Annotated in this window: 12 protein-coding genes; 4 read left to right on the top strand and 8 right to left on the bottom strand. The window is 39.3% G+C overall.

The window, feature by feature from the left end; genetic code table 11:
• Positions 1 to 8: 8 nt before the first annotated feature.
• From ESZ48_RS14415 to ESZ48_RS14395, 5 genes are all read right to left on the bottom strand, one after another.
• On the bottom strand, positions 9 to 305 hold the full coding sequence (locus ESZ48_RS14415) for a DUF4298 domain-containing protein (protein ID WP_129018206.1): 297 nt from the start codon (positions 303 to 305) through the stop codon (positions 9 to 11).
• 181 nt (positions 306 to 486) lie between these two features.
• Positions 487 to 1,164 carry a hypothetical protein gene (locus ESZ48_RS14410; RefSeq protein ID WP_129018205.1) on the bottom strand — a complete coding sequence of 226 codons (678 nt, stop codon included), beginning with the start codon at positions 1,162 to 1,164 and terminating at the stop codon, positions 487 to 489.
• A 517-nt stretch (positions 1,165 to 1,681) separates the two neighbouring features.
• Complete coding sequence (locus ESZ48_RS14405) at positions 1,682 to 2,068, bottom strand: DUF1801 domain-containing protein (RefSeq protein ID WP_129018204.1); 387 nt, start codon at positions 2,066 to 2,068, stop codon at positions 1,682 to 1,684.
• A gap of 318 nt (positions 2,069 to 2,386) precedes the next feature.
• Positions 2,387 to 2,731: a hypothetical protein gene (locus ESZ48_RS14400; RefSeq protein ID WP_129018203.1), complete on the bottom strand. Its 345-nt coding sequence runs from the start codon at positions 2,729 to 2,731 to the stop codon at positions 2,387 to 2,389.
• A gap of 300 nt (positions 2,732 to 3,031) precedes the next feature.
• Positions 3,032 to 3,598: an outer membrane beta-barrel protein gene (locus ESZ48_RS14395; RefSeq protein ID WP_223266463.1), complete on the bottom strand. Its 567-nt coding sequence runs from the start codon at positions 3,596 to 3,598 to the stop codon at positions 3,032 to 3,034.
• Positions 3,599 to 4,197: 599 nt separating this feature from the next.
• Between ESZ48_RS14395 and recQ the strand changes: the two genes are divergently transcribed.
• Positions 4,198 to 5,982 carry a DNA helicase RecQ gene (gene recQ, locus ESZ48_RS14390; RefSeq protein WP_129018202.1) on the top strand — a complete coding sequence of 595 codons (1,785 nt, stop codon included), beginning with the start codon at positions 4,198 to 4,200 and terminating at the stop codon, positions 5,980 to 5,982.
• 31 nt (positions 5,983 to 6,013) lie between these two features.
• Here the strand turns inward: recQ and ESZ48_RS14385 are convergent, their stop codons facing one another.
• Positions 6,014 to 6,931 carry a T9SS C-terminal target domain-containing protein gene (locus tag ESZ48_RS14385; RefSeq protein WP_129018201.1) on the bottom strand — a complete coding sequence of 306 codons (918 nt, stop codon included), beginning with the start codon at positions 6,929 to 6,931 and terminating at the stop codon, positions 6,014 to 6,016.
• Positions 6,932 to 7,609: 678 nt separating this feature from the next.
• Here ESZ48_RS14385 and ESZ48_RS14380 point away from each other — a divergent pair.
• From ESZ48_RS14380 to ESZ48_RS19675, 3 genes are all read left to right on the top strand, one after another.
• Positions 7,610 to 10,297: a TonB-dependent receptor gene (locus tag ESZ48_RS14380; protein WP_129018200.1), complete on the top strand. Its 2,688-nt coding sequence runs from the start codon at positions 7,610 to 7,612 to the stop codon at positions 10,295 to 10,297.
• Positions 10,298 to 10,674: 377 nt separating this feature from the next.
• Entirely contained in the window at positions 10,675 to 11,661 is a 987-nt protein-coding gene (locus ESZ48_RS14375; protein WP_129018199.1) for a c-type cytochrome, read from the top strand.
• Positions 11,662 to 11,668: 7 nt separating this feature from the next.
• A complete protein-coding gene (locus ESZ48_RS19675) occupies positions 11,669 to 11,794 on the top strand; it encodes a hypothetical protein (protein WP_262707991.1) in 126 nt (41 codons plus the stop codon).
• A 70-nt stretch (positions 11,795 to 11,864) separates the two neighbouring features.
• Here the strand turns inward: ESZ48_RS19675 and ESZ48_RS14370 are convergent, their stop codons facing one another.
• Both ESZ48_RS14370 and ESZ48_RS14360 read right to left on the bottom strand, forming a co-directional pair.
• Positions 11,865 to 12,041, bottom strand: a complete 177-nt coding sequence (locus tag ESZ48_RS14370) for a DUF2200 family protein (protein ID WP_129018286.1) — start codon at positions 12,039 to 12,041, stop codon at positions 11,865 to 11,867.
• 482 nt (positions 12,042 to 12,523) lie between these two features.
• On the bottom strand, positions 12,524 to 13,666 hold the full coding sequence (locus ESZ48_RS14360) for a hypothetical protein (protein WP_129018198.1): 1,143 nt from the start codon (positions 13,664 to 13,666) through the stop codon (positions 12,524 to 12,526).
• Positions 13,667 to 14,211 lie beyond the last annotated feature (545 nt).

Raw genomic sequence — 14,211 nt, 5'->3', positions numbered from 1 at the left:
ATATAAAATCATCTTATTTTTTTGCTCAGTTTTTCCATTTTATCAGATAATTCAACCAAATCGGTAAGCAACGTATGAACAGCATCCTCACTCAAAACGCCTCGTTTAAGGTCTTGTGGGACTTCATTCCTTTTATCTGCCATAACATCTTTCATATATTGCGATTCATAATATTTCTTTAATGTTTTTAAATCTTTCAAAGAATCTGCAAGTTCATCCATGGCTTTGTCAGATTTCTCAACTACTAAAGTGAGTTCGTCTAATATGTTTTCCATTTTTGTAATTCGGTGTATTGTAGTATTCATAAGTAGCTATTTTTTGTTTTCATTTTGCAAATCTATAATTTTAGATTCGTTTTATTAAGTTAGTGAATGGAACGATTTTATTGATAACGTTTCCTTTATGAGCAGTGGCGTGGGACGTCACGGACAATTCCAAACAGTTACTTCCTATTAGGCGAGGACAAGCCATGGCTTATACACATCTTTATTCCATTTTATCTTTGTTAATCGCACAAGTTATGGACATCATCATAGAACCATACAATTCGCTTGATAGTTTATTATATTTTTCTTCTATTTCTTTTTTCTCAAATGACATATCATTCCAAGAACCCATTCCGCCAAACACAAATGCTTTGCTCGCTGACATTAATAATTGTCTGTTTTCTAAATCATAATTATTCCAAAGGATCAAGTCATAATGGTAGAAGTCAGCTTCTGGATTTTCATTTTCAAGCGTTTCTTTGGCATTTTTAAATAGTCTCCCCCAGTTTGCTGTTGTTTCTTCATAAGCAAATTCAGATATATTTTCGAGACAAGTTTTTAAATTTTCTCTTGTTTGAGTAATGTCCATTTGTTGGTTTATGGTTGGTCGATTTTCCATTGCTTTTCCATAAGTGACTTGCCAAAGTTTTTCGGTCGAATTCTTATCGTGAATCCATTTACTTAACCAAAAATCGGAATGAGTTGGATAAATCGTTTCTATAAACCAGTTTCCGCCACCTCCAACAAATCCAGCCATTTTATGGTCATCTTCTTTAACGCTTTTATAGAAAAGTCGAAGTTTGATACAATTGTTAGATTTTAAATACTCAAACCATTCGAGAGGATTTTTGGAAACAGTTATTTCCTTTTTAGAACCGAAAATATTCTTTTTTTTCATTTCTCTAAAGTCAACAAACTCGCAATGTTGAAAAGCAGTATTTTTCGGATAAAAACCTGATAATTTTCCGTTTTTCAGATATTCATTTCCGAAAGATGTAATGGCAATAATTTGTGCTAATATTCCTGTCATTTCCGATTTTATTTAGTTTGTGGGCAATATCTCATACTTTGTTAACCAGCGTTTTATACGCTTTTTATAATTCCAATTCCTAAAGCAAAGGATTTAAACCTGAAATCAGATTCCTTATAAAATTTTGAAATAGTATTATTAAAGTCCATAGTTATCTGTAAAGCTATTTTTTTTGTGAAATTATTTGCAATTCCTCCTCCAAGTTTAAATGCTAGTGCGAAAAAACGTAAAAAATCCAAATCCGTTTTTGACTGCACTAGATAAAAAGATTCCAACTTATAATCCAATAAGTGATGCGTTGGCTATTTTGTTTTATTGTATCTTACTTTTTTCTTTAAGTAACTCTTCGTTAGTTAAATCTACGGATTCTTCCTTCCTATTTTTTTTATTTTGTATTTATAGGTGGAATTTTATAAGTTGTTGAGTATTTTAATATTTTAATCAAATCAGGATTGGATAATTCCTTAACTGATTTGACTTTATAATGTCTAAATAGTTTTCCCGTTCCTTCAAGTAAATTTTTGGGGTCGGGAAGTTCCGCACCATAGTTAAATCCTAAATTTACGTGGTTTGTTGCTGGCATTACCCAACAAAAATGTTCAGTTTTTTTCTTGGGACCGGTTCCAAATCCTATGTTTTTTTGCCTAATCCAAACGACTTCGACAACTTCGGGAAGCACTTTATATATCAATTTTCTCGTTTGCCTTGCAATTTCTTTTATTTCGTTCGAAAAACTTTGGATTGCCTGTTCAAATTCTTCGCTATGTTCCATTTTTAATAATACTTAAAAAATCAATCAGTTCTTAATATTCGGTTTGTTTTTTGGTTTCTGACCAACTTATTTGTGTTTGATTAGTTACGAAATAATGACCGAGCCTGTGGAAAATCCTTCCTGCAATGCTTTTGGGCGCTGCCGATTTTCTAAGTAGACGAGAATTAAGCAACCCGCCAGAACAATTCTTCGGCTGTTTATTCTTACATGGTATTTTGCGCTGGCTTTTCTTTCTTAATTCCGTATTGTTAAATTCGAAATCTAAGTAAAATTTTTTATCATTTTTTGAAATTGAACAAAGAGATTTCAAGTCAAAGGTTATTTGGATTTTGCTGATATAATATAAATGAGATTATATCCAATTCCTAACGTGGTACAAGGGAAATATTCATTTTCTTTTGGTTTTCTGAAATCTACTACTATTTCTTTCCCTGCCACTTTAAATTCATTCGGTAAATTTATCTCGTAGTATGTATTGTCAATTGAGCTTGGTAATCCTGGACTGTTTTCATTAAATTTTATCAGAAATGAATCGCCGCAGTCCAATCCTTTTCCAATGACAACAGCATTAAATAGCTCATTATTATCGTCAACATTGTTACAAGAATAGAAAGTGAAGGTCATGATTGCTATTAAAAGCATTTTGTAAGTTCCGTTTTTCATAATTTAGGTTTACTTATAGATGGTATTTTATGAAATGGTTGCGCTATCTTTTGGTAATATTTGATTTTGTAATACGTGTATGCGCTGTGGCGTGTTATGACGTGGTCAATTGCAAACAGGTACATGACAGAGGAAGTTCCGTGCAGCAACAGCCTTTATTTAATCATTTCTTAAAACATTAGCATTAAGAGCTTCATCTTTTTCCCGAAATGGGAGGAATTATTTACAACTTGTTTTTACCACTAATCAAACACCTGGAATCCGCCATTTTCATCGTTAGCGGGAATATCACCTTAGTCTTTAATTATTCAGAGGAAATGTGATTCCTACCGCAAATGCTCCAGCGTATTGTTGCACTGAGGGTTGAAAGAAATAAGCAAATCCTAAATCGACATTATGGTTTTTTCCCAATTCAAGTCCAAATGAAAAAGGGATATGGTAAATAAGGCCACTTTTGTCATAAGTATCATAAGTTGTAAAGGTTTCAAATTTCCCAATTGAAGTTCCCATGCCAACTTCAACGTAAGGTGCCACCCAAGGAATTGGCGCGCGCAATCTTACTTTTCCGCCAAGTAAAAAGGCTTTTGTTTCGGCTTTTTCATCCGTTGGATTGTCATTTAAATCTTTTCCGTTGGAGTTGGTCAAAATAAAACCTGCATACGGCTTCAATTCAACCCAAGAAGTCACTTTCATGACCAGTTCTCCTTGTGCAAAAAAACCAGTGTCCACAACTTCATCAACGCTATTGTACGGCGCACTTAATCCATAGCCAATTTGAGCATGGATTGATTTTTCTTTAATAAATTGTGCTTCGGCCAAATTTGAAGTCAGAATTATTATTAAGAGTATTAGGGTTTTTTTCATCATATCTTACAGCTAATATTTATAAGTAATCAATCCATCTATAGCTACTTTATATGAATACGACAGGAAGTGTCGCCACCCAATTTTCTCATAAGCTAGGTTTATTGATGCCAATTTGCAGCCGCCAATCTAAGACCTTTCCCCAAAATATCCAATAGGTTGATCTCGGTATTTTACAGCTTTTTAGAACACTTGTGGCAACCGCTTTCCTGATTTCTATCTGCTTCTTCGCTGTTGTTCATGTTACATGTCCGGCCGCCAGCGCTCATTTGAAATCAGTTCCCACAAAGCGTCCTTACACTGCCAACAAATTGTTTCTGAGTTATATGAGCGGAAAATATAAATGCCATCACAAAGCAGGTTGAATACAAAACGAATTACTGTTCACAACAAACTTAGAATTCAATCTTGAAATCAGTACCTTTGACCCCGCTTATAAAAGTGAATTTATCCCACATAAGTTTATTGAATAAAACTTGATTTTCCCACTTTTAATTATTGAAATAGACCTCAAGAACCTAGGTGTTCCTGAATTCTAAGCGCTAATTCAGAGCCCAAAAACAGGAAAGACACCTTTGCCAGTGTCTCTTTAAAGAAAAAAAATGATCAGTACAGATACCACTTTAGAACTTTTAAAAACCCATTTTGGATACCGTAGTTTTCGGCCCAACCAAGAGCGGATTGTCAACGATATCATCAATGGCAAGGATGTATTGACCATCATGCCTACGGGAGGAGGGAAGTCGGTGTGTTTTCAGTTGCCAGCGCTAGCACTTCCAGGGACGGCCATTGTTATTTCGCCTTTGATTGCGTTGATGAAAGATCAAGTGGATGCGTTGTTGACCAATGGCATTCCTGCTGCTTATTACAACAGCAGTCAAGAGGTTTCCGTACAGCATGACGTCCTTAGCAAATTGCAACAAGGCGCGTTGAAACTGATTTATGTGGCGCCCGAAAGCTTGCAAAACCTGTCCCCATATTTTTCTGAGATAGAGATTAGTTTAATCGCCGTTGACGAAGCCCATTGTATTTCGTCTTGGGGCCATGATTTTAGACCTGCGTATACGCAACTTGGCCACCTCAAAAAGCAGTTCCCAAACAAACCGATTGCAGCATTTACGGCCACCGCTGATGGCGCTACGCAACAGGATATCCTGACCCAATTGAAGATTTATGATGCTGAGGTGCACTTGTCCTCTTTTGATCGGAAAAATCTTTATTTAGAAGTGCGCCCCGGCAACGACCGCATTACTCAGATCATTAGATTTCTAAAGACGCGACCCGATGAAAGTGGCATTATTTACTGTTTGAGCAGAAAAAGTACGCAAGAGGTCACCACAAAATTAAATAAAAGTGGCTTCAAGGCCAAAGCCTATCATGCTGGGCTTACTGCCGAAAAACGAAACAGCATTCAGGAAAGCTTTATCAATGATGTCACCCCGATCATTGTGGCCACTATTGCCTTTGGGATGGGCATTGACAAAAGCAACGTGCGGTGGGTCATCCATTATAATATGCCCAAAAATATCGAAGGGTATTACCAAGAGATAGGACGAGGCGGTCGCGATGGACTTCCAGCCTATAATATTTTGTTTTATTCGTATGCCGATGTGGTTCAGCTAAGGAGGTTTACCGAAAACAGTTCCAACGCCGACTATCAAATAGCGAAACTGGAGCGCATGCAGCAATTTGCTGAAGCTTTAAGTTGTCGCCGTATTGCGCTTCTTAATTATTTTGGAGAACACCATACCGAAAACTGCAACAATTGCGATATCTGTAAATCGCCACCACGCTACTTTGACGGCACGCTTCTGACCAAAAAAGTATGCTCGGCGGTGTATCGACTTAAAGAACAAGAACCTACCGGGATGGTCATAGACGTCTTGCGGGGGGCTCAAAACAATCATGTTTTAGGCAAGGGCTATCAGAACATCAAGACGTATGGCCTTCTTAAAGAGATGTCCTGGTTGGATTTGCAACAGTACATTATTCAGATGTTGAATCAAGGAATCTTGGAAATCCGCTTTCATGAAAATGGGCGATTGGTATTGACGCCGTTGGCCAATGCTATATTATTTGATGACCGACCGGTAAGATTGGCCACTCCTCCAAAACAAGTCATGGCCACCAAAGGCGATCGACCTAAACACACCGCCGATTCCAAACTATTCCAGAAACTGCGCGAACTCCGTTCAGCCATTGCCAAAGAAGCGAAAGTCCCAGCCTATGTGGTATTTAGTGATGCGACCTTAAAAGATATGGAAGCCAGAAGGCCAAAGACCAAATCAGAGTTTAAAGAAGTGTTGGGGATTGGTAAAGTGAAGGCAGAGCGGTACAGTCGCTACTTTTTAAACGCCATCGCTGTCTTTGAGTCGGAGGAGGCTTAACCTCGTCCATCACAACTTCATAAGTAAAACACTAGTGGTCGGTTAAGGTTTGTGTATCGATGTCAATACCCATCAGTTTAGCAGGAACCTTTATTTTAATGGGACCAAGAGACGTATTAAATTTTTCGTTGGAAAGATATAACCGATGCGCGGTTGGCGTAATTTCAGAAAGTGCAATTCCTTCCACTTGATGTCCCAGGGTAACAATATCCGCAATTTTTTCTGAGAGTTCTCCCGAGAACACATCTAGGCTATGCTCGGGGATGTTATGGATCGTGTACAGAAATGGCGCTTCGGAAGTGCTATAGCCCACAAGATAAATCACCCGTTCATCAGGAGAAGTATCCGCACCGGTAATCAGGCCGTTGATAGGGTAACTGCTTTCTAAAACAGCGCTATGGGTGCCACTGGTTTTTGGAATTGCATAAACATTCGTACAGTTATCTGCCCAGTTTTTGGTAAACACAAGCAACTTATCACCATAAGAAATCAGGCCTTCAGCATCCCAATTGGTCTGGTTTGGTTGCCGCGTAAAATCAATTTGATCGGCATAAGAAAAGGCGATAATCTCCGCAGTAACGGCATCATCCGTCGTGTTGTAGTCTGCTTTAGCTATTTTATAGATCTTTAAATCTGTCCTGTCGCCAGAGTTGTTTCCAATGTCGCCAATATAGATATAAGAGGCATCTTGGGCGATATCTTCCCAATCCACATTGATCGCATTGGCTATTTCAACCGTTCTTGTGATGGCGCCGGTGGTGGGGTTGATGTCATATAATTGGGCTTTGCCGCCACTGTCGGTATGGGTAATGAGCGTATCATTATAAAAAAGGAGACCGGAAGTTTCGTCTAAAGCAGGTGTTTCTAAAGCCGTGATATCTTCGGCAATTTGTGCGCTGGCGGTAAATAGGCCAAACCAAAAGAGGAGGAGTGCTGCTATAGGGTTCATATAATTTAAGGTCTGTTTTGTGACTGTTTCATCCAGTATTCTAAGGTGAATAACTCTCTTTATTGCGCTCGTATTGTAGGCGTTCAGGATTTTAATGTTGTGCAAAGGTATTGTTGATATTTTTACTGCATAAATACCGATAGGGAAAAGAGCGCACATAATTTTAGGGCTGACCAATACATGCCAAAGCTCTTTGTGACTTCAAATTAAATACCCATCGGTCATCCAAGCGTGTAAAAATACGAAAATAACAAAGAAGTGAGAGAGGTCGACGAGGATCATACCGCACTTTAAATTCATACTCTTGGTTTTATGGGTGAAGGGTTTTTAGGGGATTTTTCACATCTCAAGACCAGTTCCAATTTGATTTCGATGAAGTCGTTTGATCTCTAAATTTAGCCTTATTCTTTCTAATCGGACTTTGATAGATTAGGAGAAAAGAAAGACCATTCTAGGAAAGATCAAAATGCTGCAAGTGCGATTTTATAGGCGTTTTATCAAATGCATTTATAGTGTTCTTTTTAAGTAAGAGTTGTTAAAAATACTGAGGTTTTGATCGATTCATAAGAATTTATTATTTATTATGTTAATTAAATGGTTGAATGTTTTATTCGATACTAAGCAAAGTTGCGTCAATTTCATCTATATTTAGCTTAACTAACTCAAAACCCTCATCATATGAAACACTTCTTTATCTTGATGCTAAGTCTTTTTAGCATGAATTTTTGTTTAGCACAGGCAGTCACAGGAACCGTAACGGATTCTAGTGGTGAGCCTATGGTTGGCGTGAACGTCATTGAAAAAAACACCACAAATGGCGTTGTGACCGATATGGATGGTCGGTATAGAATTTCAGTGCCTGGCACTGCTGTCTTGGTTTTTAGCTATGTTGGCTCCAATAGCCAAGAGGTTCCTGTAAATGATCGAACCACTATTGATATTACACTTGGAGAAAGCGTAGGTCTAGAAGAAATAGTTTTAGTAGGCTCCAGAAGTCCTAAACGAACTGCGATGGATACCGCAGTTGCCATTGACGTTATTGACGTGTCTGAAGTCACTACACAAGTTGGAAAGGTAGAAATCAACGAACTCTTACAATATGCTGCGCCTTCTTTTAATGCCAATAAGCAATCTGGTAGTGATGGATCGGACCATATTGATCCTGCGTCGTTGCGCGGGATGGGACCAGACCAAACGCTGGTATTGATCAACGGGAAACGTCGGCATCAATCCTCTCTAGTGAACTTGTTTGGAACCCGAGGCCGTGGTAATACGGGAACGGATTTAAATGCCATTCCTGCCTCCGCTATAAAACGTATTGAGATTTTACGCGATGGCGCTTCGGCACAATATGGTTCAGATGCCATAGCAGGTGTGATCAATATCGTATTGAAGGATAATGTGAATGAAGTTACAGGAAGTGTCAATTACGGATTTTATAACACGAATGCTGATGTCAATACAAGTGCGTTTAGAGAAGATGATTATGGGGTTTGGAATACCAAAGGGTTCCGTCTGGATACCAAAAAAGATGGCAATGCCATTGGGAAAGATAAAAGTTTTGATGGAGGCTCCGTAAAAGTCACCGCGAATTATGGTGTCAAAGTAGGTGAGAAGGGTGGTTTTGCCAATTTCACGACAGAATATCTAAGTAAAAATCACACCTTACGGCCTACTTTTGATTTTAGAAAGGGTTTTGGAGAATCGGCCATTGACGGCTTTAATTTCTTTGGGAATTTTGCCATTCCTGTTTCTGATAAAACAGAAATCTATGCGTTTGGTGGACGGAATTATAGAGATACCGACGCCTATGCTTTTACCAGAAACGATGGCGAGCGCGTTGTAGAATCAATTTACCCAAATGGTTTTACGCCACGCATCACCTCTATCATCACCGATAACTCCGTAGTTGCTGGGGTTCGCACCGAGACTAACGCCGGATGGAAGATTGACATTAGTAACAGTTATGGCATGAACAATTTCCATTATTATATTAAAGGCACGCTCAATGCCTCTTTAGAAGAGGCATCACCTACCGACTTTGATGGTGGTGGCCATAGTTTAAGCCAAAACATCATTAATTTTGATTTTTCCAAGTATTATGATAACGTTTTAAGTGGGATGAACCTCGCCTTTGGTGCGGAATACAGAACGGAGAACTTTATAATTTTTGCAGGTGAGGCAGGGACTTACGGTACATTTACCGAAGACGGTATCCTGATCACAGATCCGGCTAACCAAACGCAAGCGGAAGATGATGATGGCAATCCACGTCCAGGAGGTTCACAGGGCTTTCCTGGCTACGCGCCAGCCAATGAGGTGAATAGAAGTAGAAGTAATATTGGTTTATATGCCGATGCCGAATTTGATCTCACGGAAAAGTTTCTATTGAGTGCAGCGGCACGTTTTGAAAACTTCAGCGATTTTGGAGGAACCTTTAATGGGAAATTAGCGGCGCGTTTGAAAGTTTCAGACCATATTAATATTCGAGGTTCTGTCAGTTCGGGCTTTAGAGCGCCATCTTTGGCGCAGATCTATTATAACCTGCGATTTACGAACTTTATTGGCGGGGTTGCCAGTGATCAGTTACTATCGCCAAATAATAGTCCCGTGACCGCATCCTTCGGAATTGGACCGCTTACAGAAGAAAAAGCGTTTAATGCGGCATTAGGTTTTACGGCATCGTTTGGCGAGTTCAGTGCCACTGTAGACGGTTACTATATCAATGTAAAAGACCGAATCGTTTTGACGGGTACTTTTGCTTCCACAGAAATTCCAGGTGTAGATTCTGCACAGTTTTTTACTAATGGTGCCGATACCAAAACTACAGGATTGGATGTCATCTTGTCTTGGAAGACTGATGTTGGAACGGAAAGTAGTTTTGGAGCCACATTTCTTGGAAACTTCAATGACATGAAAATCGATAAAATTCTTAATGGCAATCTAGACGAACAAACCTTCTTTGGAGAGCGTGATAAAGCCTTTTTATTGGCTTCTGCGCCCGACAGTAAATTGAGTTTATCATTGACCTACAATAAACGTTGGTTTGATGCTGCCCTGACCTTGACACGATTTAGTGAAGTCAACTTGTTGGATTGGCAAGCCGAAGAAGATTCCGCAGATTACGGCGGATTTGACGCTAAAATACTTGCAGCAACAGACGCGTATGGCGCAAAAATGGTGACCGACCTTAATTTAGGTTTTAATCTGTCGCGTAATTTAAAATTGAATCTTGGTAGCAATAACCTGTTCAATATCTATCCAGACCAACAAGACGACTGGACTGAAGGCGGTGGCTATTGGGATGCTGTACAAATGGGATTTGGCGGCGCCTATTACTATGCTAAAATGAATTACCGATTTTAATTCCTCAACACCTTAAATTTTTATAATAGAAATGAAGCCGAGCACATTGCACGGCTTTTTTTATTGAATCTCCTGCCTAAAAGCATTGTTTGCTTTTCCGAAATAGGCTTGTTTCGGGCGCCTGTTCCGCGGTTGGGATCAAGCCAGAATTTTCAAATTCTTTTGCATCATCTTGTGGACCTCTCAAGTTCCATTTTCGAAATTAGGCGCACATCGCAATTCGTAGGAAAAGAGCTATAATTTACTGATTTAGAGAGGTGTAAGAATTGATTTTCTTTGAAATAAATAACTCAAATCTACCAACCTATGGCTTATTTATGTACCTTAGTAGCAACCAAAACTCCAGGTGATTTAGCTTTTCTTCAAAGCTCATAACCATGAAAAGGTTTAAAAAGATCTTGATGTGGGTCCTCTCCCTTCTGGCAATTGCCGTCCTATCCCTATTTATTTATCTGAAATTTGTTCTGCCCGATGTAGGGGATATGGAAGAGGTCCAAGTGATCAGCACGCCGGAGATGGTTGCCCGAGGTAACTATTTAGCCAATCATGTCGCCATTTGTATGGATTGCCATTCTAAACGCGACTGGTCCAAGTTCTCAGGACCACCAGATCTTGGATCCATAGGTATGGGAGGCGAACTTTTTGACCAAAGAGTAGGTTTTCCGGGCACTTACTACGCCAAGAATATTACGCCTACTGGAATTGCGCGCTATACTGACCAAGAACTTTTTAGGGTCATCACCACGGGCGTGACCAAAGAAGGTCGAGCCCTTTTTCCGGTCATGCCCTATCCCTATTATGGCCAAATGGATAAAGAAGATATTTATGCCATTATTGCCTACATCCGAACTTTGCCGCCCATTGAAAACACCGTTCCCGAGTCGGTTCCAGATTTCCCCATGAGCTTGATCATCAATACCATTCCCCATAAAGCAACCTTTAGCAAACGACCCGCCAAGGATGATGTGATCAATTATGGGAAATACTTGGTGATGGCCTCAAGTTGTATCGAGTGCCATACCCTAACCAATAAGGGCGTTTTGGTTGTTGGACGTGAATTTGCAGGCGGACGGGAATTCCCGTTCCCCAATGGTGCCATTGTGCGCTCCAAGAACATCACCCCAGACCAAGAAACGGGCATCGGCAGCTGGACTGAGGCCGAGTTTCTAAGCGTGTTCCAAGCACGAGCTGACGAGGCCAAAAGTCCGATACCACTTAAAGCTGACGAATTCAATACCATCATGCCTTGGGTCATGTTTGCCGGTATGGAGGAAGAGGACCTCAAAGCCATTTTTGCTTATTTAAAGACCATTAAACCCATTAAAAATCCAGTCGAATTTTATTCCCCAGTCACTGTAAAGTAACTTATGAGTGCAGCTCTACGCCATTGCTTCGGTGGCGATAGTGATCATGGATGGTAGTCAGGTGAATAAGGAAGTCAGAGAGGCGCTTTTGGATTTGGCAAATGAGGTTGCAAAACATATCGCTGACTTATAAACTCTGACCTAATCAATAATACCTATTTTATGGGATTGTGGAACGGTAATCGGTTTTGACGATAGCCGTTTTAATTGCGTAACATTTTCTCCATTTTACGACTTCTTGACAATTTATCAATGAGCTCTTTCATATGCCGGCATTGTTTATACAATTCACGTTCATCATAGATCTCTTCACTACGATATCCACAAACAACGCCTTTAATTAAGTATCCGTTGGGATGTATTTTGGCTTTTTGAAAAATGTTCTAAACTTTATAGGTTTACAATTTACTAATACAATTTCCTAACCCCCAGTATACCAATTTTACCCAAAACATCCAGTACGTATAACCACATAATTTTCAAATCAATAACTTAGCGATTGATCGTTTGCAACGAGCTCCCGGAAATTCTGTCAGCATGAGGGTTTTCAATGCCATCAAAAGATCAAGTACATTCACAATAATCCCGGTCGTCGTCGGTTTGGTAACAGATCCTATCCACTATAAATACTCAAGCGCAAGGAATTATCAGGACGATCATACCGTACTTGAAATTGATGATCCTGGGCTTATGGGTTTGAATATATGTTGATTAGGGTTTTCGGTATGGCAGGCGTTGCAAACGCGCGCCAACGAGGGAATTAAATTTAACCTATTATTTTAATAAACAAAGAAAAGCCAACTCGATGAGATGGCTTTTTCTGGTTTAGGTAAGGAAATCTATTTTCTATGCTGTGTATTTATTAGTTAACAATAGTTGGTAATGCTGCAATAAAAGCATCGTGGATAGATTGCGCATTAGGCAGATGTCCTTTTTTCTTAATTGCGGTAGCTTGTAAATACCCCTGTCTTGCGGCTTCCAATCGTTGATCTGGAGTGCCGTGGTGGCCTGGGTTCTGAAACAGGCAATCACCAATATTATAAAATGCCGATAACATGTCTTCAACTCTTTTCCAGTTATAAGTGCCGCCTCTTTTATGGGTTAAATAAAACCCTGTAAAGAAATCGGCCTCTAATTCTGTCATCCGTGTAGATTCTGGAGTGCCAATAAATGGTGGGGTAGGATATGTCCAAAGTCCGTAGTTTTGAAATTGAATCTGGTGGCTCCACTCGTGCGCGAGAATTCCGGACCAAACTACTTTTGGATCTAATCCGGTTTCAGACAGCATAGAGACCAACCCATCACCAATGACAATAATTCCAGTTGAGGTGGCAAAACCGTCCACGGCATAAAATGGATTTTCAGGAATTTGGTCACTGTAATCGTTATAATATTCCGCAATCGACAGAAGATAATCGATTTCCGCTGGAGTAGCATCTGAGTAAGTTTCATAGACATAGCGTATAAAATCTAAATCCTCTAAAGTTGAGGTATGCTGGCCTCTTACACTAATGAGATTAGCCATATCCCAAAAACTTTCCAGATTTATCACCGTCTTTTGTACGAAATTTGTATACTCGCCCTTGGCTCCAAAAGTATCCGTGTTTTTGTTTTCTACTTGAGCAGCAATTTGATTGATAACGAAATAGTCATCCAAAACAACATCTACGGCGTCAAAGTTAAAATCCCAAAGATCAAAAAAGCTGTTAATTAGAGCATCATTGTAAAATGAAGTCACTGCATCAAAAGGTGTATCTCCACATTCACTTGGAGTTACTGCTTTGATGCGACGGAATGAAAAATCCTGTACATAAGTACCGGACATTTTCCAATCAATATTACCAACCGTATTTTGTGGCAACGCGGGTCTTGAATTTATGGAAGGCGTGTCTTCCATAATTGCATTAGGTGCGATTGGGGAGCTGATTTCTTCGTTGCTGCAAGACGTTAAAGTTAAGGTCAGTGACAAAGCAAGGAGAAAGATAGGTGTGATGAGTTTTTTCATAATGACGTATCTGTTTAGAAATTAAGTAGTTAATTTACGAAAAATATTAAATTAAAAATCCAAAAGACTTTAGAATTTTTGGAATTATCTAAGTTACTTATTTGCTGAGCCAGGTATGCTGCTACCTATCTGAAGAAAATATGATGGTCTTTCACAAATCATTTATTCAAAGATTTTTTAGACTTTTGGAGACACGCACGCTAGCGGGGGATGTTGCCAGCTTTTGACGCTCGTTCGAAACGAGTTGCTTACAAAGCATTCCGCTCAGCCGATGAACGCTCTCTGGAATTATTAAAGTCTTTTAGAAATTGACGTATAAAAAGCTTGTTGAAACTATAGCTAATAACCCAAAATAAAGCAGAAAGGAGTGGCTGCTATGGTAACTGGAACGCGCAGGAAAGAAATCCTCAAACGTTTCTGTATGCTTCCCCAATTTAGAACTGTTTGTTAATCCAAATATATAGTTTTTCCGTTTTAAAATGAATTGGCTTTCTCTTCATGTTTCTGTTTAAAAGCCAATTTATTTTAAAATGTGCCCAGCGGCA

It is taken from the genome of Gelidibacter gilvus (genome assembly GCF_004115975.1).
Classification (GTDB): Bacteria; Bacteroidota; Bacteroidia; order Flavobacteriales; family Flavobacteriaceae; genus Gelidibacter; species Gelidibacter gilvus.
Note: the sequence above shows the minus strand (reverse complement) of the source record. Positions and strands in the feature narration are given on the sequence as shown.

Excerpts from the sequence above, each read along its gene's own strand:
- ESZ48_RS14415 (WP_129018206.1), bottom strand. The coding sequence starts at position 305 with ATGAATACTACAATACACCGAATTACAAAAATGGAAAACATATTAGAC.
- ESZ48_RS14380 (WP_129018200.1), top strand. The coding sequence starts at position 7,610 with ATGAAACACTTCTTTATCTTGATGCTAAGTCTTTTTAGCATGAATTTT.
- ESZ48_RS14360 (WP_129018198.1), bottom strand. The coding sequence starts at position 13,666 with ATGAAAAAACTCATCACACCTATCTTTCTCCTTGCTTTGTCACTGACC.
- ESZ48_RS14405 (WP_129018204.1), bottom strand. The coding sequence starts at position 2,068 with ATGGAACATAGCGAAGAATTTGAACAGGCAATCCAAAGTTTTTCGAAC.
- ESZ48_RS14410 (WP_129018205.1), bottom strand. The coding sequence starts at position 1,164 with ATGAAAAAAAAGAATATTTTCGGTTCTAAAAAGGAAATAACTGTTTCC.
- ESZ48_RS14385 (WP_129018201.1), bottom strand. The coding sequence starts at position 6,931 with ATGAACCCTATAGCAGCACTCCTCCTCTTTTGGTTTGGCCTATTTACC.
- ESZ48_RS14395 (WP_223266463.1), bottom strand. The coding sequence starts at position 3,598 with ATGATGAAAAAAACCCTAATACTCTTAATAATAATTCTGACTTCAAAT.
- ESZ48_RS14375 (WP_129018199.1), top strand. The coding sequence starts at position 10,675 with ATGAAAAGGTTTAAAAAGATCTTGATGTGGGTCCTCTCCCTTCTGGCA.
- ESZ48_RS14400 (WP_129018203.1), bottom strand. The coding sequence starts at position 2,731 with ATGAAAAACGGAACTTACAAAATGCTTTTAATAGCAATCATGACCTTC.
- recQ (WP_129018202.1), top strand. The coding sequence starts at position 4,198 with ATGATCAGTACAGATACCACTTTAGAACTTTTAAAAACCCATTTTGGA.